The organism is Paenibacillus sp. OK076, assembly GCF_900110055.1.
Taxonomy (GTDB): domain Bacteria; phylum Bacillota; class Bacilli; order Paenibacillales; family Paenibacillaceae; genus Paenibacillus.
The window spans coordinates 824,571-847,040 of sequence record NZ_FOCH01000002.1 but is presented as its reverse complement, the minus strand read 5'-3'; the positions used below and the strand labels follow the sequence as shown (position 1 = coordinate 847,040).

Below are 22,470 nucleotides of genomic sequence, written 5' to 3'. Positions count from 1 at the left end.
GCAGCTCAAAAAGCCGGATGCATAATTGTGCATCCGGCTCATTTATTAAGCGTTACTCCTGTAAGTTATGCATTCACCCCCGGCTGGCTGGGACGAAGAATCGCAGAACCCACCGTCAGCAAAATGGCTGCCATGCCAAATAATATCAGCAGCGGCAGTGTAATATCCGACAACGTACCACCTGCAGAGATCGTTTCCACCGCTTGAATCGCCCATTTCTGCGGAACAAAATTGGCGAGTTTTTGCATATAATCCGGCATGATCGACAGCGGCCAGAAGCAGCCACCAATCATACACGTCGGTGTAATAATCAGTGAATTCAGCATGGTTGCATTTTTCGATTCACGAATCAAGCCGGCAACCGTACTTGCAATCCCCATGGAGACCAGCATAAATGCGGCCAGAATGAGAAGGTGAATGCCAAATGGGATCCCCGCATCATAATGAAGCACCCATCTGCTAATCCCCAGCACCAAAACAATTTGGATCAAACCGATTGCAAAACTCCCAAAAAAATTGCCCAGTGCAATTTCATAAGCCCGGACTGGCGCCGTGTAGACTCTTGCCATCGTCCGCTGCCTGCGGTCTTCCATAATAACAGCAACTGTACTGGTCAGCAGCCCCATCATGAACATGATCGTAAAACCTGTGACATTGTTCAGACCCGGTTTGGGATACATCTGAAGCTCCGTTGCTTCACCCGAAATTTGATGTTTGCCAAGTTCAAGTAACAACTCTTTCAATTTTGCTTCTGCCAGAGCTGGATCAGGAATCTCACCCGATGCCGCATCTGTTGCTGCCAGTACTGCCGAAGCAGATTGATTCAATCCCGCCGCCAAACCTTCAACCGCAGCTCTCAGCGTATAAGAGCTTTCTCTGACACGAAGTTCTACCAGTTGGACTTCAGGCTGTTTGTCTTGCAGTAGATCGTCCGTGTAATGCGTCGGGATAACGAGTCCTGAACTCCCCGTTTGCTGCGCGATGGCTTCATTAACTTCCACAACGGTTTTCATGGGTTTGAGCAGATATTCCTCTTTGCGGCCAAGCTCATTCAAGATCCATGCTCCTGCTGGACCCTGATCCTCGTTTACATAAGGAATGACCGCACGCGTTCCCTCCTCGCTCCCAAACAGCGCAATTGTTCCTGTGACGACAAGGCAAGGAAGAAGAAAAAACGTGATAAAGCCGCGTTTGCGCAATATCGTGCGCCTGATCATCAGCAAGGCAATATTGAGGCTATTCATACCGATATCCCGCCTTTCTATAGATCAGTCCCGCTGCCGTCACCATTACCGTACATACCGCACCAAGCATCATGATGCTATACATAATCTCACTTACGGGAGCGTTCAGCATCATTCGCAGAAAACTTTGCAGAGCCCAGTGATTCACCGTAAATTCGCTTATTCGCTGTACAAAACCAACGGCAATGGGTGTAAATCCACCGCTAATAAACGTCATGGCAATAATGATGCCTTGAAGAGCGGCGCTTGCGGATGCGGCATTCTTGAAAAGTAGGGCAACGATCACACCGAGAGTCATGGAAGCCAGCGTAATTAGCACACAGATCAGAACAATCAGCCAGGGATGTGTGCCCCAGTTCACACCATATAACCAATGTGTCATCAATACGATGATGATGGCCTGCGAGAAAGCAATCAGGCTGTTGCCTGCAATTTTCCCTGCAAAAATGACCCCATTGCCGATTGGAGCTGCCTGTAAGCGAGTTAGCGTTTTTTTGTCTCTCTCACCAAACAGACTGTTGCTAGTTGTCATGCCTGAGTAAAGCATGAACATGGCGAGCATGGAAGCCGCATAATATTGTGAAGCACTATAAGAGGTGCCCACTTCTCCGGGACTGCTGACGGCTATATATGAAGAGCTCGAACTATGGGTCTGCGAATGCTCAGCCATTGCAGCTGCTGCATCAGGACCTAACACTTTCGCCGCAGCGACCTGTCTGTTCAGTTCATCCGTGAACCGCGTAAACAAAGTTTCACCTATAACATTGAGTGTTCCGTCTTTCCCCAGTATCCATTGTAACCTTGCCTCTTCCCCCTTCATGACCTGCTCTTCCAGATCTGATGGGACGATTACAGCAAAATCCAGATCACCACGTCGCAGTGCACTTACAGCCTCTTTTTCCGTAGGTACGTTCTGTACCTTCATCATTTCGCTTACTGCCAAAGATGTCACAAATGTATTTAAAGCTTCGCTGATCGCATCCGAACCGGAATTTTTTTCAGTTTGAATGATCCCTACTCTCACCGGGTCAGGAATGGCTTCTTTTGCCGTTCCCATTGTACTGGAAAGTGCAGTACCCAATATAAAGATGAGCAGCAGCGGCAGAATAAATAGATTCAGCAGAACCGAGCGAATTCTCAGAATCCGTCTTAACTCAAAGATGCAAATATGCCATATGTTCATCTGAATCCTCCTAGTCCCGAAGCGTACGTCCGGTCAGATTGAGGAAGAGCGTTTCCAGATCAGGCTCTTCGACCTTGAGCGATTGAATGGAGATTTCATGTTTGCTGCAAATGAAGAGCATATCCTGTAGGTCCTGCTGTGCAGAAGGCAGCGTAACGGTCAATGTATCATCTGATACTTCTACCGTTCGCACACGGGGATGAAGTTTTAACTCCTCCACAACATCGGGACCAATGCCCGAAGTGGTGAGCACTATTTTTTCCTCAGATGCAACTCGTTCTCTCAGCTCTGCTTCGGTGCCACAGGCAATGATATGCCCCTGATCCATAATCGCTACCCGGTGACTGATTGCAGCAACTTCCTCCATGTAATGACTTGTATAAATAATGGTTGACCCCATCTGATTAAGCGTACGGACCGACTCCAAAATATGATTCCGTGATTGCGGGTCAATGCCCACTGTTGGTTCATCCATAATGATTAAATCCGGCCGATGCATAATGGCACACGCAATGTTCAGCCTGCGTTTCATACCGCCAGAGAAAGTGGATGGGGCATCCTTCGCTTTGTCCTGCAAACCTACAAATTCGAGGGATTCCTGCACTCTTTCTTTAAGCATTTTTCCACGGAGTCCATATAGTCGGGCAAAAAAAGTGACATTCTCCGCAGCGGTCATCGTTTCGTATAGAGCCAGATCCTGTGGTACCAGCCCGATTTTGCGTTTTACTTCAAGCGGCCGCTCCTTGACTGATATGCCATCCAACCGAATTTCACCCTGATCCATATTTAAAAGACCAGCAATCATGCTAATGGTAGTACTTTTCCCAGCTCCATTGGGTCCAAGCAATCCAAAAATTTCACCTTTACCGACACTCAGATTTAAATGATCCACTGACAGCTTGCTACCGTATCGTTTCACGACGTGATCCACTTCAAGCATAGCCATAGATTATACACTCCTCTTCCGTCCAGCTTCCTGCGACTGGATTTTCATATCTGTATTGTAACGAATTGTGATCTTCTGCGAAGGTACGAAAGGTCATGAAACAAAGGTGACTTAAGTCATCTTCGGTTGGGAAAACTGCCTATGATATAATCGACATACATTACCGGAAGGTATACCTTCACTTCTAAAATAAAGGATGTCTCTGACATATGCCGATGCGGTTGCTGCAATATGGTTTACTCATAGTTCCTGCGGTCCTGTACATTCTGGTGCTACCCCTGGAACAAGAAGATAGCTATACTCTGTATATTATCATTGCGCTAGGACTCACGGTGTGGAAAGACTTCTCCCGTTCAGGTATGCAGAGTTTTCTTCTCGCAGCCGAAATCCTCTTCAGCTGCTGGTTGATCGCTCTATACGGCCCATTTATGTTTTTCCTCTCCTTATCTGCGCTTTATGTATATATGTACAGACTGGATAGGACCCAGCGTTGGTTAATGCTCGCCATTCAGCTTATCGCCAGCAATATTGCGCTACATTGGTATTACGCCCCACCACAGGAGCTTCATGCATGGCTTACACTTCACACAAATACAGCCATTCCTTTTAGCTTCACCCAAGAGACAATGGCTCGGGTTGCAGGTAACTTGCTCCTGCTCATCACCGCAACACTCTCATGGCAGGGGTCTAAAAGCGCGAGCAGCCGTGGGCAGCTTGAACAGGTGTACGATGAGCTGCGAAGTAAACATTACGAGCTTCAGGAGACACGCGAACAATTGCTGCAATTCACGAAGCAGCTTGAAGGAGCGGCACAGGTTGAGGAACGTACCCGGATATCCAGGCAGCTTCATGATGATATTGGTCATCGCCTGATTCGCACCAAAATGATGTCTGAGGCAGCCCTCCTCACCCTCCCTATACATCCAGAACAGGGCACGGAAATGGTGAGACAGATTCGGGATCAATTGGCCGCCAGTATGGATGACATGCGGACCACGCTTCACAAGTTGCGGCCTGACTCTTATATATCCGATGCCTACGCATTAGATCGTCTGCTTGAAGACGTTGGAAGGGAAACGGGTGTGAAGACGAGTTACAAAGTTCGTGGGCATTCACATGTACTTTATCCCAGTATGCAGATTGTCTTGTACAAAAATGCCAAAGAGGCCGTGACCAATGCACTCCGTCATGGTAATGCCACTACGATTAGTGTGGAACTGGAATTTGGGGAAAGAGAGATCTGTATGTCCATCAGCAACGATGGGAAGATTCACACCCTTTCCACCAACGAACAAACGAAAGGAAGACATGAAGGATCTCGTGCTAAACCGGACTTAAAGGCAGAGTCTACAGGACTCGGCATGGGACTTGAAGGAATGCGCCTACGCACACAATTGGTTGGTGGGAAACTGGAGATCAAGTCGGACTATCCCTATACGGTGATTACACACCTGCCCATGACGAACAAAGCTGAACTGATCTGAAAAAGGAAGTGATTTGCTCATGTCTGACCTGAATGAAATAAATAACTCGAGCCATTCTGTCCAACCTCAGTCCATTCGGCTGATGCTTGCGGATGATGATTCCTTTATCCGTGAAAGTCTCAAAGTCCTTCTCGGACTCGATCCTGGTATTAACGTTACAGGTACAGCTTCAAACGGACGAGAAGCTTTGGAACTGTTGGAGTCAGGGACAATTGCCGACGTTGTACTTATGGATATTCGCATGCCAGATTGTGACGGAGTTGAAGGCACCCGAATCATTAAGGCAAACTTCCCTGACGTGCGTGTACTGATGCTTACCACGTTTGACGATGATGAGTACATCATCCAGGCTTTGCAAAACGGAGCAAGCGGTTATTTGCTCAAAAACGTGCCCCCTGACCGGATCATTCAGGGCATCAAGACTGTACATAACGGGGACATGTTGATTCATCCCGATATTGCTCGTAAGCTCGCGAGTCTACTCCGTCCTGCTGCAGCGCCTCAGACACACGAACCCATTGACTCTTACGGGCTAACCCGTATGGAAATGGCTGTTGCAGAGGCTATATCAGAAGGTCTGTCCAATAAAGAAATTGCCGCAAAACTATTCTTGAGTGAGGGCACGGTCAAAAACTATGTTACCGATATTCTTGGCAAGCTTAGTTTGCGTGATCGGACTCAAATCGCCATTTTCATGTTAAAAAAGTAGCAAAAAGGGTATTTCCCTCGCCTAATTAGGCGGAGGAAATACCCTTTCGTCATTACATCTCTACAGATCTTTGCTCCCCCGCCGGGGCGGGTGGCAATGCCAGTGGAGCCTCAACATCTAGCTGATCTTTCCGACGTCGTGCGAACAACTTAAGACTTACGATATGAAACAGCGTTAACGGACGCAAGCGGAGCGCCCAGGCTTCATGATTGTCCGGGGCCATGAGCACCCCGAGCTGATGATGCTCACCTTCATAGATCGCCCGTTGCATGAACTTGCTCTCACCCTGATGATTACGTACCTCCAGCTTACAAAAAGCCGGATTCATACGCAAAGCGCGATGTAACTGCTCAGGCGAATGCACCAATACGCCATTCACCTTGTACAAGGTCTCCCCAGCTTCTATCCCCAGCTCTTCCGCAGGACTATCAGGAATGACGCCCAGCACCTTCAAGCCGTGCTCAGGGTGTACAAACAGCGGGCTGCGGTTTTGCTCCTCAAAGCCGCTGTACCACACCAGGAACTCATGCCCAATGAAAGCAGCCAATGCTGCGACAACCATGAGTGGAGACCACCACGCAGCCAGGAGGCTGAGTACAAGCAGCCCTGTCCCATATAGCAGCAATCGTTTTGCGGAAATCTGGACTTTTTTCCCCGGGAGCATACTTTGCGTAACTTCTCCAAATCCCAGCATAATCGGCAGCGCAACCAGCATGTAGCCATTCCCTCCGCTGATCCAAGCGGTCCATGGCAATTCGGCCCCGCCCGTAACTGGAACAAGAATCAGTAACGGAATTGGCCAGAAATGCTGCAACTGGTATCCTCCAACGAGCTTGCCTCGTTTACCTTCGAAGAGCAAAGGCGATGCCATCGATACCCCTTGCATGCGTACCATCAGTGCTTCACCGATATGTAATACAGCTGCGAGCACAAGCAGTGCAGGCATATCCAGCGCACGTAATGCTTCTGTGACACTTCCTACCCATCCTGCCGGGTGCCAGCCCGAAGCCATATTTAAGCCAAACTGCAACACGCCAAGCAAACCTGCTGCATAAGCAAAACATAAGTATCGGATACGGAATAATGCCAGGAATAACGTAGCTGCCCAAATACAGATCAGGCTGCTCAGTGTAAGATGTGCCCCAAGAAACAGCGACACGATTGAGACCATTACACCAATCACAATACCTCCAAGTACTGCACGAATGGTCTGTGTTATCGAGCTTTGCAGACGAACGTGGAACAATTTACGTTCCTGTAAGAGTTGACGATGATAAACGAGAGCAATCAAGATTACCGCAATATAATAAAACGGCTGAATAAACAACTGCAACAATGCTTCTCCTAATGTGGTCAACCATGGCCAAGCCCATTCCATTGTGGACGGTCACCCCTCTCCTTCAGCCGGTTCAGAAAAAAAGAAGGCTGAAAATCAGCCTTCTTTATGGCTTCGACACTGCGGACGAAATATCCTTTGAGACATTTTCGATCGCGCGCTTCAGCTGTGCATCATATTGAGGATTGGCAATGCGTTCAATCAGAGCCGCTTCCAGTGATTCCGCGGTTTTCTCATCAATCTGGCCAGTTGCCTGAATGCCTTTTTGTTTCTGGAATGCTTTGACCGCTTCTTCTGTCTTCTGGTCATAGTATCCGTCCACACGATCCGGCTTAAAGTCAAGTCCTCTCAGCATCGTCTGCGCACTTTTCACATCCGTGCTATTGCTGTCGTATTTCAAAGGTAATTTTTCTTTGTTGATTGGTGCCACCGAGAAGTAATCCGGCTGGTTCACAGCGATATCCGGTTTAATACCTTTTTCATGAATCCAGTCTCCGTTCGGAGTCAGCCATTTCGCGATGGTGATTTTCAGCAAGCTGCCATCACCCATCTGTTTGTCATAACTCGTCTGTACGGTTCCTTTACCAAAGGAGTTTTCTCCAACCAGCGTTGCGCCTGCCGACTGTTGCAATGCACCAGCCAAAATTTCCGACGCACTCGCGCTCCCCTTGTTCATCAATACCGTAATGGGGTACGATTTACCTGATCCGTTCGATTTGCTTTGTTCCTTTTTACCGTTCTTGTCTTCGACTTGAACAATAACTTTGCCTTTCGGAACAAATTGCTCTGCAATATCAATAACGACCTGCAAAACACCACCCGGGTCATTACGAACATCAATGATCAAGCCCTTCATGTTCTGCTTCTCCAGCTTCGCCAGTTCTTCCTTAAAGCGATCTCCTGTGTTCAGCGAGAATTGGGTGATTGTAATCACACCAACACCATTATCCTCCATGTGGGCGTACACCGTCTCCAGATCAATGTCATCACGCACAATGACAAATTCAATCAGCTCGGAAGATCCGGCACGTTTAACCTGTACCTTCGCTTCACTGCCTTTTGGACCTCTGATTTTATTAACGGCTTTGTTCAGTTCCAATCCTTGCAGGGATTCACCATTCACGGACATGATCATGTCTTTCGCGCGAATACCCGCTTTCTCGGCAGGCGATCCTTTGATCGGTGATACCACTACCACATTTCCATCCTGTGAGGATACCTCTGCGCCGATTCCGGTAAACGAACCTTCAATCGACTCCTCGAACTGGGCTGCTGTTTCCTGTCCCATATAGTTGGAGTACGGATCACCAAGAGATTCCATCATGCCGTTGATCGCACCATCAATCAGTTTGGTTCGATCCACGTCTTTATAATAGTTGCTTGAGATCAAATCCATCGCGGTTTCAATCTTCTTCAAATCGTTCTTCTGCTGCGAACTGCCAGTAACGCTGGCGAGCAATCCTTCGCCAGGTGTCGTCTGTGCCAGGCCAGGAGAGCTCATCAGCACCAGCGTAAGCAGGCTGCCTCCGAGAAGGGCTACAATGACAAGCAGCAGGGCCGATCTTTTCTTCATCATCCGTTTGTCACCGCCTTTAGTATTGAAGCGTGTCAAATTCAATTGTTCTGTGAATCATTCCCTGAACATGCCAGCTTAGTATATGCCTAGCTTGTACGGAATATGTTTGTTCCATTCCAACTGTTGGCTAAAAACTACAAATAGTTGAATGGATTCACTGCTGTTCCATTATCACGTACTTCAAAATGCAAATGCGGTCCAGTGGAGTTGCCTGTATTGCCTGATTCAGCAATAATGTCGCCACGGCTTACCGTGTCACCCTTGCTAACCTTAAATCCGCCTTCACGTAAATGACCGTATAGCGTCCATAATCCGCCTCCATGGTCAACAATGACGGTGTAACCATACCCGCTATACCATTCAGCCATGATGACGATCCCGCCAGAAGCGGCATGAACGGACGTTCCTTGAGCAACAGCAAAGTCTACACCTGCGTGCAATTTACCCACTTCACCCGTGATCGGGTGAATACGAGGTCCAAAACCGGAAGATACACGCGCACCTGATACTGGCATGCCAAAGATGCCGTTACCACTTGAGTATGAAGTACTGCTACTGCTGTTGGAGCTGACCTTGGTCGGTGCCTTCGCAGCAGCCGCGGCACGGGCAGCTGCTGCTGCTTTTGCTTTGGCAGCCGCCGCCGCTTGCTGCTCACGCAATTTATTTTTCTCTTGCAGAAGGGCCGAACGTTTGCTGGCAATCTGCATCAATACATCTTCCTGCTCTTGCGTCAGCTCTTCCGACTCTTCAATTTTAGCATCATAGGAAGCGAGAAGCACCTGCTTCTCCTGCTCCTTCTCATTCAACTGGGACTTGCGCTGTTTCTTCTGTGCATACAGACTCTTGGCTTCTGCATATTGCACATCGAGTTCTGCTTTTTTGTCCACGACGAGCTGCTTGTCCTTTTTGTGTTCATCCAGCAAGTGCTGGTCCTGATCCACAATCGTTTTCAGTGAATCGGCACGAGTCAGAAAATCAGAGAAGCTTGTAGAAGTTAGCAACACATCGAGATAAGAAACGGCACCGTCTGTATACATCAGCCTTACACGCGATTCAAGTAATTTTTCTCTTGCAACGATACGTTCTTCTGCGGCCTGCAGATCTTTTTTCGTTGTCCGGAGATCCTCTTCCGTATTTTCAATCTGCAACGATACGTTTGCCAGCTCATCACTAACTACATTGATCTGCTCCATGACGACTTTCAAGTAAGCATTGGTCTTGTTCTTGTAATGTTGAGCTTCCTTTTTGTTACTGGCAGCCTTTTGCTGCTCCTTTTTGGCCGAAGCCGCCTTGCTCTCCAGTTGCTGAATCTGCTGATCAATGTCGCTAATGCTACTCTTGGCATATCCGTCAGAAGGTTGAAGCGTCAAACTGGCCAATAACGTTAGGGCCAGCAGCGAAGCTGTTTTTTTCAAAATGTGATCCCCCATCCTATGAATTCACAAGAAAGCAACCTGCACAGGTGGTGAACAGCATGTTCTTTTGCTTTCTTACACTAAAGACTCCGTCTTTACTACATATCGTCAAACAGCGTTCAGTTGTGAACCTGCTTTGCCATTCTTTTTGGATTAAACGTTAAGAGACTTTCGGATGGACAATGTGCTTCCCAAAATACCAACCAGCACACCCAGTCCGATCAACAGTGTTCCAAACAGCAGCCAAATATCACCGAGTGGAATCAGGTTAAGCATCTGCATGAATACATCCTGACCGATCGTAGCCATCAGGCGGCTGTAACCGAAGAACAGTACCGCTACCGTAATCGCCGAACCGATCAGTCCAATCAATGCCCCTTCGACAAAGAAAGGCCAGCGAATGAACGTGTTGGTTGCTCCAACCAGTTTCATAATACCGATCTCCCGGCGCCGGGCCAGAATCGTTACGCGAATCGTATTCGAGATCAGGAACATGGACATCAACCCCAGTCCCCCAACAAAAATAAATCCGATATTCCGGACAAGCTTCGTAAATTTGAACAACACTTCCACCGTTTCCTTGCCGTAGTTCACTTTCATGATCGGCTTCTCCGGGTGTTTATCGTTCAATGCTTCGATTTTTTGCGCCACAAAAGTGACGGTTTCCGGTTCAATGACCTCTACTTCAATGGTCTCCGGCAGTGGATTGTTATCCACATCGAAACCGCTTAGCACATTGTCTGCACTTTCTCCGAGACGTTCACGGAACTCCTTGAGTCCCTCTTCTTTGGAAACAAAACGAATTTCACTGACTTCAGGCATGGCACTGATTTCCTGCTCCAGCGTGTTACGCAGGTTCTCATCCACGTTCAGCTCAAGAAACGTACTGATCTCGACCTGACTGTCCACCTGGTTGGCCATGGAATTCACATTAAGCACCAGCAGCATGAACACGCCCAGAATGAGCAGAGACACGATAATGGACATGATGGAGGCCACGGACATCCAGCCGTTGCGGAATACGTTTTTGAATCCCTCCCGTAAATGGCGCAAGAGAGTACTAAAATTCATAACCGTATTCCCCTCTCATCTGATCCCGTACAATCTGTCCCCGTTCAATCGCAATAACCCGTTTACGCATCGTATTAACGATATCCTTGTTGTGGGTCGCCATAACAATGGTTGTCCCGCGAAAATTAATTTCATCCAACAGCTGCATAATGCCCCATGACGTCTCCGGATCAAGGTTCCCCGTAGGCTCGTCCGCAATAATAACAGACGGATTGTTCACGATGGCACGTGCGATGGCAATACGCTGCTGTTCCCCACCCGACAACTGTGAAGGTTCACGATTCGCCTTGCTGCGCAATCCAACCAGATCAAGTACTTCCATCACTCGTTTCTTGATGTGGCGCTTCGGTGCTTCAATAACTTCCATGGCAAATGCCACGTTCTCAAATGCCGTCATGCGTGGCAGCAACCTGAAATCCTGGAACACAACGCCGATATTCCGGCGTACATAAGGAATTTTGCGTGGCTTTAACTTTCCGATATTAAATCCGTTAATGGATATTTGTCCTTTGGTCGGAACTTCTTCCCTGTACATCAATTTCATAAATGTCGATTTGCCTGCGCCGGACGGACCGACGATATAGACAAATTCATTGCGGTCGATCTTCACCGACACCCCTTGTAATGCGTGGGTACCATTGGCGTAGGTCTTCCACACGTCCTGCATTTCTATCACATCATCACTTCCCGTTGCATAGTTAGCCATTATCATTTCGACACAATCCCGGCATTTCCTTTAAAAAGACCTGAATTTCATCAGGGAAAATCCATTTCGCCCTTTTTTCGATGGTGAAGCATGGATTCATATGAATTTTATTGTAACAAATTTGTTACCTATTGAGTACCCGAAAGTTTTCCATCATTGGATCATATATATGGAAAGTGTTACGAAATGCGGAACAACAGAAGTACAAAGGAGCGTACGGATATGAAAAAAATACATTTGATGGTCATTGCACTGTTCTCCATCCTATTAATCGGTTCCGCGTCCTATGGATTGCTGTATATGTACGTGAACCAACCCACCCTACCAGAAGGTGTACGTGTTGGTGAGTGGTCGGTTGAGGACGTGAAGCGCAAGGAAGTTCTACTGGGACTGGATGAACGATTGAAACAAATGGAAGCGTGGCCGATCACCCTGGAGGTTGACGGTTCTACACCCAAAGCAATGACGTTCACCGCCGCCCAGACAGGCGCAAGCTACAGTGCTGACGACTTCCGGACAGCTGTGCAGCAGCTGGATGAAGGCAATCTGTGGGAGCGCGCTTATGCCCGATATCATTTCATCAAGGAATGGCCCCTGAAGCTGACGTATAATTCAAAAACACTGAAAGAGCAGCTTACCCCTGCCTGGGAAAAGGAAACCTTCGGTACACCCGCGAACGCCGTTCGCCGCATTACCGCAAGTGACAAGGTCCAGTACATCCCGGAAAAAGGCGTCCGCCGGATCGCCTGGGATGAACTCGCGAGCCTGATGCAGGCTAAACTGCACCGGGATTTCGCTCCACTGGACCATGATGCGAAGCCCAACCCGCTGTTGATTCAGCTGCCGTTGTATACGCTGCAGCCCGAAGTGACTCTCGATTCGCTGCGCCAAGAAGGAATTGACCGGAAGATCATTCAGTTCTCCACTAGCCTCGGAAACAGCAGCGCAGGCCGGATACATAACGTCAGCGCAGCAGCACAAGCCGTTAACGGCATGATTTTGCCGCCGAATGGTACTTTTGATTATGAGAAGGTCATTAAGAAGGCCGAGGAAGACTATGGTTTTCGGGAAGCCCCGGTAATCGTGAATGGGCAGCTGACTCCTGGCATTGGTGGTGGTATCTGTCAGGTATCAAGCACCGTTTACAACGCAGCCCTGTTGACCGGACTGGACATTGTAGAGCGCCGCAATCACTCCCTGCCCGTCAAATATTTGCCGAAGGGGCTGGATGCCACGTTTGCCTCAGGTTCCATCAATTTTCGGTTCAAAAACAATACCGGCAAGTCTCTGCTCATTCATGCCAAAGTGGAAGGTGGAAGCTTAACGGTCAAATTTTTCGGCACCTTCCCGGAGAACGTCAGTTATGCACTGGAATCCCGCACAATTGAGACATTAAGTGCTCCCGTGAAATATGTATCGAGCAATGTGCTGCCTGAGGGTGCCCAGCAGGTGCTCCAGAACGGTCAACCCGGATATATTGTAGAGACGATGCGCACCAAAAAGGTGGATGGCAAAATTGTCGAATCCAAGACCATTACACGTGACACGTACAAAGCACAGAATCGCCTGATTGCCCGCTCTGGTCATACTAACTTACCTGATCCCAGGGAGCCTTCTGTTGTAGAGGATGGCATCAGCGACACGAAGGAGCCTTAATCTTCATTTCACTTGCGTACACTTGGATAGGCTCAACTCAGCAAGTAATAACAGATAGAAAAAGACACATCTCCCGTTTCCCATTATGGGACCCTCGAGAGATGTGTCTTTGGTTTGTTGTACAGATACATATTAGGTTTGATTAGACTGAAACATCTAATGTCCGCCTGTGTACTCTTTCTGCTCCTCGCCGATAACCATCTTCTCATTACCCATGAAGAAAGCAGCAATCAACGCGAGTGCAGCCGGGATCGCAGCCCAGGCAAAGAGCTGCACGATAGATGAAGACAACGCGTGCGTAATGGCATCCAGCACCTGAGGCGGAATCGCCTTTCTCAGCTCTGGCGACAGCAACGCATGTGGATCGCTCAGATTCACTCCCTGAGGCACGCCGCCTGCTGCAGGAGCACCAGCTCCACCCGCTTCCGCCGCTGATCCGGCGAGGGCATCATTCATTTTGCGCGTAAATACCTGACTCTGCACGATACCAAAGATCGTAATGCCCATCGTCATCCCAAGTGAACGCAAGAAGTTAAGTGTGGAGCTTGCCGCTCCGCGTCTTTGCGGTTCAAACGCGTTCATGGCTGCATTGCTGAGTACCGAGAACGACGCTCCGACACCGAGACCAATCATCACCATGAATAAACGTATCGTCCATAGAGATGAACTTTCATCCAGCGTTGTCAGCAATCCAAGACCAAGCACCAGCAAGGCCAGCGTAGGAATCATAATGTTCCGGTACTTGATTTTGGTCATAAGTACCCCACCCATGGAAGCCGTCACAACGGACCCCAGCATCATAGGCAATAACACGAGACCAGAGTTGGTCGCTTTGCCACCGAGTACCCCCTGGATGAAGATTGGAATGTACACGGATGCGGTAATAAACGCCGCACCACTGAACATGCCAATAACGTTACTGGACCAGTACACCCGGTTGCGGAACATGCCGAAGGAGATGATGGGTTCCTTGGCTCTCGTTTCTGCAAACAGGAAAAGCAGCGCAAGCACAACGAATCCGGTAAACAAACCGAGGATCTGCCATGAACCCCAGGCATACGTTTTGCCACCCAGTTCAAGCCCGAAGATGAGACAGACTACCGCACCAATCAGTGTGATTGCACCGAGCCAGTCAATCTGTTGGGATTGATGCTGATGAGATTCTTTGTAGAAAAATGCAATAAACACAAACGCAATCAGACCAAGCGGCAGGTTGATATAAAATACCCATTCCCATGTCGCATACTCTGTAATGTAAGCACCCAGCAGCGGACCAAATACGCTCGATAAACCAAACACGGCTCCGAACAAACCGCCCAATTTCCCCCGTGATTCCGGTGCGACCACATCAAACATGATCGTAAAGGCAATCGGCACCAATGCACCTGCACCAATACCCTGAATAGCTCTGTACATCGTCAGCTCAACGATTGATGTTGCCGTTCCACATAACGCAGATCCGAGCATAAATACCAGTATTCCGAAAACAAAAAACTTCTTTCGTCCGTACATGTCGGATAACTTACCGAAGATTGGCATACCCGCCATCTCGGCCACCATGTAGGCGGAAGTCACCCAGACGAACTTGTCGAGTCCACCCAACTTCCCGACAATGTCGCCCATAGCTGTTGCCACGATGGTATTATCCATCGAAGCCATCAGTATGCTCAGCAGTAACCCTGCCAGCACCAATCCAATATTATTTCTACGTGTAGCCATTCTACTCAATCTCTCCCATTCACATCCGATTCATATGACTGAATTAGTATATCCGAAAAGTTACGGCGGATAATCAGTCCAAGGACCGATTGCTTTGCACCAAAACTTCCGATTGTGGATGAATTTGCAGAGAAGAGCGGTATTCTACTGTACCAATCCGGCAGCCTGGGCCAATTTTTATTTTATCTCCTCGTACAACCTCGGCCTCCGTGTTCTCAAGTTCAATTTCGTCGCCTTCGATCATGTTCACTTTGAGAATCGATTTGTTACCAGTGAACAAACCCTCCAGCAGTTTCCCCCGCGAACTCTTCACTGAAATGATGGAACCGCCCATTTCCTTCACCTCGGATGGCCCCATAATTTTGAGTGTCATTTGTTCGGCACTGAGCATACCCGTTATCGTAAAACGGCCATTCAACTTCATATTCTCCACCTGACAATCGCCTGCTACATGAAGCTCGCCTACCACTTTCATATGTTCAGCTTTGGCATACAGGTTAGAGGCAAAATCGCCCTCCTGATCTTCGTCGCCGGCAGCAGCCCGCTCTTTCAGGGTAAGGGTTCCTGTAATTTTGATATCGGTTGATTCCAGAGATCCGTATACAACCGATGTGCCAGTGCATTTGAATTGATCACAGCTCAGATTATCGTTAAATGAGGAATCCCCCACTACCTTGACCTTGCCGTACACACCGCCAGAAGAACTGCCGTCGCCGATGATGCTAATATCGTGTTTTTTAGCCAATGAACCAGCAAAATGGTTATTCAAATCGATCAATCCCTTTCTCTCCAGGTCAAAACTTAAACTAAAACTTAAATCCGCTGACTGCTGCCCACCTTGGCGTCTGGATCAACCTCTAGTTCACCCGAATATTCGACCAACCTGATGTTACAGCCACGACCGATATGAACCTTGCTGCCACGAACAATATCAGCCTCGGTATCTTCCAGCACGATTTCATCTCCCTCAATTAAGGCTGACTTAAATGAAGGTGTGCCTCCCAGGCCAATACTTTTCCAAAAACCAGTCTGTTCCTTACGACGAATATCGATGCGTTCCCCGCCGATCTCTTTGGCGGAAGAGGATGTATGCAGCCTGATCTCTACCGTCCCCGCATTCAGAAAGCCACTGATTTTAATATTGCCCTGTACGTTCAGGGACTCACATTGTACGTCGCCTTCAATATCAATCACGCCACCAATATCGATCCGTTCCCCATCTACCCGACCGCGTACAGTACACTTCCCGTTAACTTCGATCTCCGGGCTTCGGAGGTCTCCGTTAATGGTTGTCAAGCCATCCACACGAACACGAGAACTAACCAAGGGGCCGTTCAGCGTGCACATACCGTTGATCGTTGCACTCTCTGAGCTCAAAGCTCCGTGCATCTTCATTGTTCCATTCACATTCAAAGAGGTACAGTCCAGGTTACCGTTTACTTTGGCCATGCCATCGATGGATACCCGGTGAAAATTCCCGCCTGCCGTTTGGCTCATGCCCGCTACATTCAGATCATTGCGCAAATTACGTTCCTCCATATATGAACCTCTCCTTATCCCAATTTGAGTTTTAACTCTTCCATGAACGTGCCCATTGGCTGCCTGAGAACGACCTTCACTCCATTGTCAAAATAAAGCTCTGTTCCTGCCGTTACCAGCAAGAATGAAGGGACACCCATTTTACGAATAAGCACCAGCTCGCTTAATTTGCCTGTGAAACGATAATAATGCTCGGACATGACATCGATCAGCAGCGAACCCTCCTGGCGGGTAATATCCCCGCTCATTAGCAGCTTGTCGAGTACATAAAGCGTCATGATCTGCTCCAAAGCGTACAGCGGCCGCTCCCGACCTGCTTCTTTCAACAGCTCAAGCGAAATATGCGAAACAATGTTTCGCTCTAATAGCTCCTCAGCGGACATTTCCACTTCACCCAACGTTGGTGAAAACACGTCTGCCAGTTCATCCAACGACAAGCCGTCTTTCATATTAAGAATCTTGTCAATCCGCAGTAAAATCTGTTGTTTTGGAAAAAAAGTTTCTTGTCCCGTAAAGGACGACTTCCGAATAAACCATTCCTCCGGAATGAGATTCTTCCGCTTCCAGCGGTACAACTGGCCGTAGGAGATACCCGTCAGGTCCAGCAATTCTTTTTTGGAGATCAAATCATCCGTCATATATGGTCCCCCTTTGTGTTGAAGACAGTGTAACATAACATTGTTATGTTGTAAAGAAGGCGAAGAACATTGGGAATTGAACCCCCATTTTCTATTCATATCTCCTGCTTCCACATTAAAATCCACTCATCTTCGGAAGCGCTTACTTCCCTCTCCCTACAGTGGACCTTGTTGTTGCATCGGAAGAGATTTACGTATAACCTGTTTACTATAAACACTTTGGAGCCATGACGGCTCCAGATCCCATCCCTTGTATCAAATCAGAACACTTCGACAATGAATTATGAAAGGGGTTACTTTAACACATGGCACTTATTCAATGTAATTTTTACTCGGACACGCTTGGTTTAAGCACCAGCATGCATGTCATCCTGCCACAACAGACCCACAATCAGATTGGCATGGAGAACGTATCGGGCCAAGGACTGCATCCCACACTGTATCTGCTGCATGGTCTATCGGACGATGACTCTATCTGGCTGCGCCGTACATCCATCGAACGTTACGTCGCTGACTTGGGGATCGCTGTGGTCATGCCTCAGGTACATCGCAGCTTCTATACGGATATGGCGGCGGAAGGCGGACGTTACTGGACGTTCATCAGTGAAGAGCTGCCTGCACTTGCACGTTCCTTCTTCCCACTATCACACAAACGTGAGGATAACTTTGTTGCGGGCTTGTCCATGGGGGGCTACGGTGCATTTAAACTTGCTCTGCGTAAACCAGATCAGTATGCCGCAGCAGCAAGTTTATCCGGGGCACTCGACATGACGGCGCATCTGGATAATATGAAATCCAGCCCACTCTGGCGGGCCGAAATGGAACGTATCTTTGGGCCGAAGATTGAAGGCTCGGAGAACGACCTGCTCCAACTACTGAAGAATAATCAAGCGAGCAGTGGACCTCGGCCATTGCTCTATCAATGCTGTGGTACGGAAGATTTCCTGTATGATCAGAACCAATCCTTCCGTGAAGCCTGTGCGCAGACCGATCTTCAATTGACCTATGAGGAGGAACCCGGTGAACATGAGTGGGGCTATTGGGATCAGAAAATTCAGAGTGTATTGAAATGGTTGCCTCTACGTGAGCGTAAATAGCCGAGAAGTTTAAATGAAGCCATTGCATTTTAGATGGATGTGTACACTGGCACTCCAATGACAGATTAACCTTCCGATCGCTGTTATCCAGTAAATGTTGAGTTGAACATATCTAAATCGTTGTAACACAAAAAAAAAGCAGGCCCTTGAGAAGAAATTCTCGGCCTGCTTTTGCGTTGTATATCTTTATTTCATTATGGTAAATGCGTCATTATCCTCGATTGGTGATCCATTGCTCCGTAATTTCCAGCACCTTTTCACTACGTGCAATCGCCTCAGCCACCTGGTTCGAAGCTGTTCCGCCGTATACGTTACGAGCATTTACAACCGCTTCCGGTTGCAGCACGTCGTAAATACGCTCATCGAACAACGGGGAGAATTGACGGAATTCATCGATGGTCAGGTCCAGTAGATACTTGCCGTTCTGGATACAGTACAATACCGTTTTGCCGATAACCTCATGTGCCTGACGGAATGGCAATCCTTCGCCCACAAGGAAGTCCGCAATATCTGTAGCGTTCGAGAAATCCTGATTGACCGCTTGACGCATCCGACCCTTGTTGACCGTCATCGTAGCAATCATCGGAGCGAACAATTGAAGTGCGCCTTCAAGCGTCGCTACTGTGTCAAACATGCCTTCCTTGTCTTCCTGCATGTCCTTGTTGTAAGCAAGCGGCAGAGATTTCAGCACTGTCAGCAAACCGATCAGGTTGCCGTACACACGCCCTGTTTTACCACGAACGAGTTCCGGAACGTCCGGATTTTTCTTCTGTGGCATAATGCTGCTGCCCGTACAGAATGCATCGTCCAGTTCAACAAAACCAAACTCCGTGCTGCTCCACAGGACCAACTCTTCGCTCAAACGGGACAAGTGAGTCATGATCAGCGAAGCGGCTGCCAGGAACTCCACAATAAAGTCACGGTCACTGACCGCGTCCAGACTGTTCTCGTACACACCATCGAAGCCCAGTTGTTCCGCCACAAAATGACGGTCAATCGGGAACGTTGTGCCTGCAAGCGCACCTGCACCCAGTGGCAGCACGTTAATGCGTTTGTAGCTGTCCATAAGACGCTCTGCATCCCGTTGGAACATCGATACATACGCCATCAGGTGATGGGCGAACAGAATCGGTTGTGCACGTTGAAGATGCGTATACCCCGGTACAATCGTATCAAGATTGTCTTTGGCTTGTCCGATCAGCGCTTCCTGCAACGAGTGCAGCATGCCAACAAATCCAACTACGCGCTCACGCAAGTACAAGTGCATATCGGTTGCCACCTGGTCATTCCGGCTGCGTCCCGTATGTAATTTGCCGCCTACAGGGCCGATGGTATCGATCAGATTTTTCTCAATATTCATGTGGATGTCTTCATCCGATACGGAGAATTCCACTTCCCCTGCACGGATTTTGTGCAGAACCGTGATTAGACCTTCCTTAATCGTCTCTACATCCTCTGCCGGCAGAATGCCGCATTTGCCCAACATCGTGACATGAGCCAGACTCCCTTGAATATCTTCCTCGGCCAACGCTTTGTCAAAATTGATTGACGCTGTATATTCCTCAACCAGGTGATTGGTTTGTTTGGTAAAACGTCCTCCCCACAGCTTGCTCACAGTGAGTACTCCCCTTTCGCTCATGGACAAAGCCGCTCCTGCCAGATGTGCAAGAACGGCCCGCCTTGTCAGTTATTATCGTGATGCTGTATATGCATAATGAAATTAGTTTTTGTTTTGTTCCACACCGGAATTCACTTTCAAACGCAATGCATTCAGGCGAATAAAGCCCGTTGCATCCCCTTGATCGTACGCTTGTGTTGGATCAGCTTCCATCGTGGCAATGTCCGGGTTGTACAGGCTGACAGGGCTTTTCACACCTGCACCGATGATGTTGCCTTTATACAGTTTCACACGAACGGTACCTGTTACATTTTTCTGGCTTTCGGTCACCAGCGCTTGCAGCGCCAGACGTTCCGGTGCGAACCAGAATCCGTTGTATACGAGTGTGCTGTAACGTGTGATCAGGCTATCACGCAGGTTCATGACTTCACGGTCCATCGTGATGGATTCCATTTTGCGGTGTGCCGTGAACAGAATTGTTCCACCTGGTGTCTCATATACGCCACGACTCTTCATGCCGACGAAGCGGTTCTCTACCATGTCCACACGGCCGATACCATGTTTGCCACCAAGTTCGTTCAGTTGCTCCATCACTTGCAGTGGGCTCAAGCGCTCACCATTCAGTGCAACACAGTCACCTTGTTCGAATTCAAGCTCAACATATTCCGCTTGATCCGGTGCATCTTCAGGTGCACTGCTGAGCAGGAACATGTCTTTGTTCTCGTCCATACTTGGATCGAACCAAGGGTCTTCGAGCACGCCGCTCTCATAGCTGATATGCAGCAGGTTACGGTCTGTGGAGTACGGTTTAGCCGCCGATGCGGTTACCGGAATACCATGTTTTTCAGCGTAAGCGATCATCTCCGCACGTCCCGGGAACTGGTTGCGGAATTCTTCCAGACGCCAAGGCGCGATGACTTGAATGTCTGGTGTCAGCGCAGCTGCGTTCAACTCAAAGCGAACCTGGTCATTCCCTTTACCCGTAGCGCCGTGAGCAATCGCAGTAGCGCCTTCTGCACGAGCGATATCCACCATACGTTTAGCGATCAGTGGACGTGCGATACTTGTGCCAAGCAGATACTGTCCTTCATAAAGAGCACCTGCCTGGAACATTGGATAGATGAAATCTTTGGCGAACTCGTCGCGCAGATCATCGATGTACACTTTGGAAGCGCCTGTAGCGAGCGCTTTTTCCTCAAGGCCGTCCAACTCATCCTTTTGTCCAATATCCGCCGTAAATGCAATAATCTCCGCATCATATGTTTCTTTCAACCATTTCAAAATTACAGATGTGTCCAACCCGCCAGAATAAGCGAGTACAATTTTTTCTTTAGCCATGTGTGGTGGTCCTCCCCAAGTTCAGTTGCTTAATCTATCATCGCGAAATCTGCGCCTAAAATCAACCCATTCAGGCAAACAGCATCTATTCGCTCATTAACGCAGCCATCAATGCTTTCTGCGCATGCAGTCGGTTCTCCGCCTGATCAAAGATCAGGGAGTTAGGTCCGTCAATTACCCCAGCACTCACTTCTTCTCCACGGTGAGCTGGCAGGCAGTGCAGGAACATGTAATCCGGCTTCGCGCCTTTCATCAGTTCCTCATCCACCTGATACGCAGCGAATGCTTGTTCACGAATCTTCTGTTCCTCTTCAAAACCCATGCTCGCCCATACATCCGTATACACGATATCTGCATCTTTCACAGCTTCCTGTGCACTGTACGTTACAGTCACCTGCGACCCGCTCTCCTGTGCGATGCTGCGCGCCTGCTCTACAACTGCGCTGTCAGGCTCATAGCCTTCCGGAGTCGCTACCGCAACATGCATACCCATCTTCGCTGCACCAAGCATTAGGGAGTGCGCCATGTTATTACCGTCTCCGACATAAGCCATTTTCAGACCTTCCAGCTTACCTTTGTGCTCCAGCACAGTTTGGAAGTCTGCGAGTACTTGGCATGGATGTGCTGCATCGCTCAGGCCGTTAATAACTGGAATATCCGCATGTTGTGCCAGTTCAGTCACATTATGGTGTCCAAAGGTACGAATCATGATGCCGTCCAGGTAACGTGACAGGACTTTGGCTGTATCATGTGTCGTTTCCCCGCGACCAAGTTGGATATCGTTTTTGCTCAGGAAGAGCGCGTGACCGCCGAGTTGGAACATGCCGACTTCAAAGGATACACGGGTACGTGTAGATGATTTTTCAAAAATGAGTCCGATCGTTTTGCCTTGGAGTGGCTTATACGGCACACCGTTCTTTTGTTTGCCTTTAATCTCAATCGCAAGGTCCAGCAAATAGCGAATTTCCTCTGCCGTATAATCTGTAAATTCAATAAAATCACGGCCTCTAAGATCGACCTTCTGGACTTTCTCCGTCTGTTGCGTTTGTGTCATGTTCTTTTTGTCCTCCTTATTTCCGGTTCCCTGCACCCGCATGGGCAGAAGAGTGTAGAACGTTAAGATTTTGCCATCCGGCTACTCACTATCAGCTTCCGCTAGTTTACCGCGCGGCTACAGGGATTCATGATTCATCAT

At 48.5% G+C, this 22,470-nt stretch carries 19 protein-coding genes; 4 read left to right on the top strand and 15 right to left on the bottom strand.

The annotated features are described in order from the left end of the window. Positions 1 to 65 precede the first annotated feature (65 nt). From BMY78_RS22445 to BMY78_RS22435, 3 genes are read right to left on the bottom strand one after another with little or no spacing between them, the layout of a single operon-like run. Positions 66 to 1,244 (bottom strand): ABC transporter permease, encoded by a 1,179-nt coding sequence (locus BMY78_RS22445; RefSeq protein ID WP_090903581.1) that lies wholly within the window; start codon positions 1,242 to 1,244, stop codon positions 66 to 68. After that, on the bottom strand, positions 1,237 to 2,427 hold the full coding sequence (locus tag BMY78_RS22440) for an ABC transporter permease (protein ID WP_090903580.1): 1,191 nt from the start codon (positions 2,425 to 2,427) through the stop codon (positions 1,237 to 1,239). Before BMY78_RS22440 ends, BMY78_RS22445 begins: the two co-directional genes overlap by 8 nt. 10 nt (positions 2,428 to 2,437) lie before the next feature. Next, positions 2,438 to 3,373: an ABC transporter ATP-binding protein gene (locus BMY78_RS22435; RefSeq protein ID WP_090903579.1), complete on the bottom strand. Its 936-nt coding sequence runs from the start codon at positions 3,371 to 3,373 to the stop codon at positions 2,438 to 2,440. Positions 3,374 to 3,582: 209 nt separating this feature from the next. Here BMY78_RS22435 and BMY78_RS22430 point away from each other — a divergent pair, with 209 nt between their 5' ends. Further along, a complete protein-coding gene (locus BMY78_RS22430) occupies positions 3,583 to 4,857 on the top strand; it encodes a sensor histidine kinase (protein WP_090903578.1) in 1,275 nt (424 codons plus the stop codon). A gap of 19 nt (positions 4,858 to 4,876) precedes the next feature. Beyond that, positions 4,877 to 5,566, top strand: coding sequence for a response regulator transcription factor (locus tag BMY78_RS22425; protein WP_090903577.1), 690 nt, complete (start codon positions 4,877 to 4,879; stop codon positions 5,564 to 5,566). A 52-nt stretch (positions 5,567 to 5,618) separates the two neighbouring features. Here BMY78_RS22425 and BMY78_RS22420 read toward each other — a convergent pair whose 3' ends face one another. From BMY78_RS22420 to ftsE, 5 genes are all read right to left on the bottom strand, one after another. Next, a complete protein-coding gene (locus tag BMY78_RS22420) occupies positions 5,619 to 6,944 on the bottom strand; it encodes a PDZ domain-containing protein (RefSeq protein ID WP_090903576.1) in 1,326 nt (441 codons plus the stop codon). A 64-nt stretch (positions 6,945 to 7,008) separates the two neighbouring features. Continuing rightward, the gene (locus BMY78_RS22415) at positions 7,009 to 8,478 is read right to left on the bottom strand and encodes a S41 family peptidase (protein WP_076287642.1); all 1,470 of its coding nucleotides are present in this window, start codon (positions 8,476 to 8,478) and stop codon (positions 7,009 to 7,011) included. A 134-nt stretch (positions 8,479 to 8,612) separates the two neighbouring features. Continuing rightward, positions 8,613 to 9,893 (bottom strand): murein hydrolase activator EnvC family protein, encoded by a 1,281-nt coding sequence (locus tag BMY78_RS22410; protein ID WP_090903575.1) that lies wholly within the window; start codon positions 9,891 to 9,893, stop codon positions 8,613 to 8,615. Between the two features lie 153 nt (positions 9,894 to 10,046). Further along, entirely contained in the window at positions 10,047 to 10,964 is a 918-nt protein-coding gene (gene ftsX / locus BMY78_RS22405; RefSeq protein ID WP_063567509.1) for a permease-like cell division protein FtsX, read from the bottom strand. Next, a complete protein-coding gene (ftsE, locus tag BMY78_RS22400) occupies positions 10,954 to 11,640 on the bottom strand; it encodes a cell division ATP-binding protein FtsE (RefSeq protein WP_024631580.1) in 687 nt (228 codons plus the stop codon). Before ftsE ends, ftsX begins: the two co-directional genes overlap by 11 nt. A gap of 252 nt (positions 11,641 to 11,892) precedes the next feature. Here ftsE and BMY78_RS22395 point away from each other — a divergent pair, with 252 nt between their 5' ends. After that, on the top strand, positions 11,893 to 13,326 hold the full coding sequence (locus BMY78_RS22395) for a VanW family protein (protein WP_090903574.1): 1,434 nt from the start codon (positions 11,893 to 11,895) through the stop codon (positions 13,324 to 13,326). Between the two features lie 156 nt (positions 13,327 to 13,482). On the opposite strand, the gene BMY78_RS22390 is transcribed toward BMY78_RS22395, so the two are convergent. The 4 genes from BMY78_RS22390 to BMY78_RS22375 form a co-directional block, all read right to left on the bottom strand. Continuing rightward, the gene (locus BMY78_RS22390) at positions 13,483 to 15,045 is read right to left on the bottom strand and encodes an MDR family MFS transporter (RefSeq protein WP_090903573.1); all 1,563 of its coding nucleotides are present in this window, start codon (positions 15,043 to 15,045) and stop codon (positions 13,483 to 13,485) included. Between the two features lie 73 nt (positions 15,046 to 15,118). Next, positions 15,119 to 15,823: a hypothetical protein gene (locus BMY78_RS22385; RefSeq protein ID WP_090903572.1), complete on the bottom strand. Its 705-nt coding sequence runs from the start codon at positions 15,821 to 15,823 to the stop codon at positions 15,119 to 15,121. A 35-nt stretch (positions 15,824 to 15,858) separates the two neighbouring features. Continuing rightward, positions 15,859 to 16,584, bottom strand: a complete 726-nt coding sequence (locus tag BMY78_RS22380) for a polymer-forming cytoskeletal protein (protein ID WP_090903571.1) — start codon at positions 16,582 to 16,584, stop codon at positions 15,859 to 15,861. A gap of 14 nt (positions 16,585 to 16,598) precedes the next feature. Continuing rightward, on the bottom strand, positions 16,599 to 17,222 hold the full coding sequence (locus BMY78_RS22375) for a YhbD family protein (RefSeq protein WP_090903570.1): 624 nt from the start codon (positions 17,220 to 17,222) through the stop codon (positions 16,599 to 16,601). A 305-nt stretch (positions 17,223 to 17,527) separates the two neighbouring features. On the opposite strand from BMY78_RS22375, the gene BMY78_RS22370 reads away from it, so the two are divergent. Next, positions 17,528 to 18,319: an alpha/beta hydrolase gene (locus tag BMY78_RS22370; RefSeq protein WP_090903569.1), complete on the top strand. Its 792-nt coding sequence runs from the start codon at positions 17,528 to 17,530 to the stop codon at positions 18,317 to 18,319. Positions 18,320 to 18,530: 211 nt separating this feature from the next. On the opposite strand, the gene argH is transcribed toward BMY78_RS22370, so the two are convergent. The 3 genes from argH to argF all read right to left on the bottom strand — a co-directional run bounded on the left by argH (position 18,531) and on the right by argF (position 22,329). After that, positions 18,531 to 19,934, bottom strand: a complete 1,404-nt coding sequence (gene argH / locus BMY78_RS22365) for an argininosuccinate lyase (RefSeq protein WP_090903650.1) — start codon at positions 19,932 to 19,934, stop codon at positions 18,531 to 18,533. Between the two features lie 105 nt (positions 19,935 to 20,039). Further along, a complete protein-coding gene (locus tag BMY78_RS22360) occupies positions 20,040 to 21,275 on the bottom strand; it encodes an argininosuccinate synthase (protein WP_090903568.1) in 1,236 nt (411 codons plus the stop codon). A gap of 85 nt (positions 21,276 to 21,360) precedes the next feature. Then, positions 21,361 to 22,329 (bottom strand): ornithine carbamoyltransferase, encoded by a 969-nt coding sequence (gene argF / locus BMY78_RS22355; protein WP_090903567.1) that lies wholly within the window; start codon positions 22,327 to 22,329, stop codon positions 21,361 to 21,363. Positions 22,330 to 22,470 lie beyond the last annotated feature (141 nt).

Coding starts and splice junctions, on each gene's coding strand:
- BMY78_RS22390 (WP_090903573.1), bottom strand. CDS start 15,045: ATGGCTACACGTAGAAATAATATTGGATTGGTGCTGGCAGGGTTACTG.
- argF (WP_090903567.1), bottom strand. CDS start 22,329: ATGACACAAACGCAACAGACGGAGAAAGTCCAGAAGGTCGATCTTAGA.
- BMY78_RS22425 (WP_090903577.1), top strand. CDS start 4,877: ATGTCTGACCTGAATGAAATAAATAACTCGAGCCATTCTGTCCAACCT.
- BMY78_RS22440 (WP_090903580.1), bottom strand. CDS start 2,427: ATGAACATATGGCATATTTGCATCTTTGAGTTAAGACGGATTCTGAGA.
- BMY78_RS22415 (WP_076287642.1), bottom strand. CDS start 8,478: ATGATGAAGAAAAGATCGGCCCTGCTGCTTGTCATTGTAGCCCTTCTC.
- BMY78_RS22395 (WP_090903574.1), top strand. CDS start 11,893: ATGAAAAAAATACATTTGATGGTCATTGCACTGTTCTCCATCCTATTA.
- BMY78_RS22430 (WP_090903578.1), top strand. CDS start 3,583: ATGCCGATGCGGTTGCTGCAATATGGTTTACTCATAGTTCCTGCGGTC.
- BMY78_RS22445 (WP_090903581.1), bottom strand. CDS start 1,244: ATGAATAGCCTCAATATTGCCTTGCTGATGATCAGGCGCACGATATTG.
- BMY78_RS22360 (WP_090903568.1), bottom strand. CDS start 21,275: ATGGCTAAAGAAAAAATTGTACTCGCTTATTCTGGCGGGTTGGACACA.
- BMY78_RS22435 (WP_090903579.1), bottom strand. CDS start 3,373: ATGGCTATGCTTGAAGTGGATCACGTCGTGAAACGATACGGTAGCAAG.
- BMY78_RS22380 (WP_090903571.1), bottom strand. CDS start 16,584: ATGGAGGAACGTAATTTGCGCAATGATCTGAATGTAGCGGGCATGAGC.
- BMY78_RS22420 (WP_090903576.1), bottom strand. CDS start 6,944: ATGGAATGGGCTTGGCCATGGTTGACCACATTAGGAGAAGCATTGTTG.
- BMY78_RS22375 (WP_090903570.1), bottom strand. CDS start 17,222: ATGACGGATGATTTGATCTCCAAAAAAGAATTGCTGGACCTGACGGGT.
- ftsX (WP_063567509.1), bottom strand. CDS start 10,964: ATGAATTTTAGTACTCTCTTGCGCCATTTACGGGAGGGATTCAAAAAC.
- BMY78_RS22370 (WP_090903569.1), top strand. CDS start 17,528: ATGGCACTTATTCAATGTAATTTTTACTCGGACACGCTTGGTTTAAGC.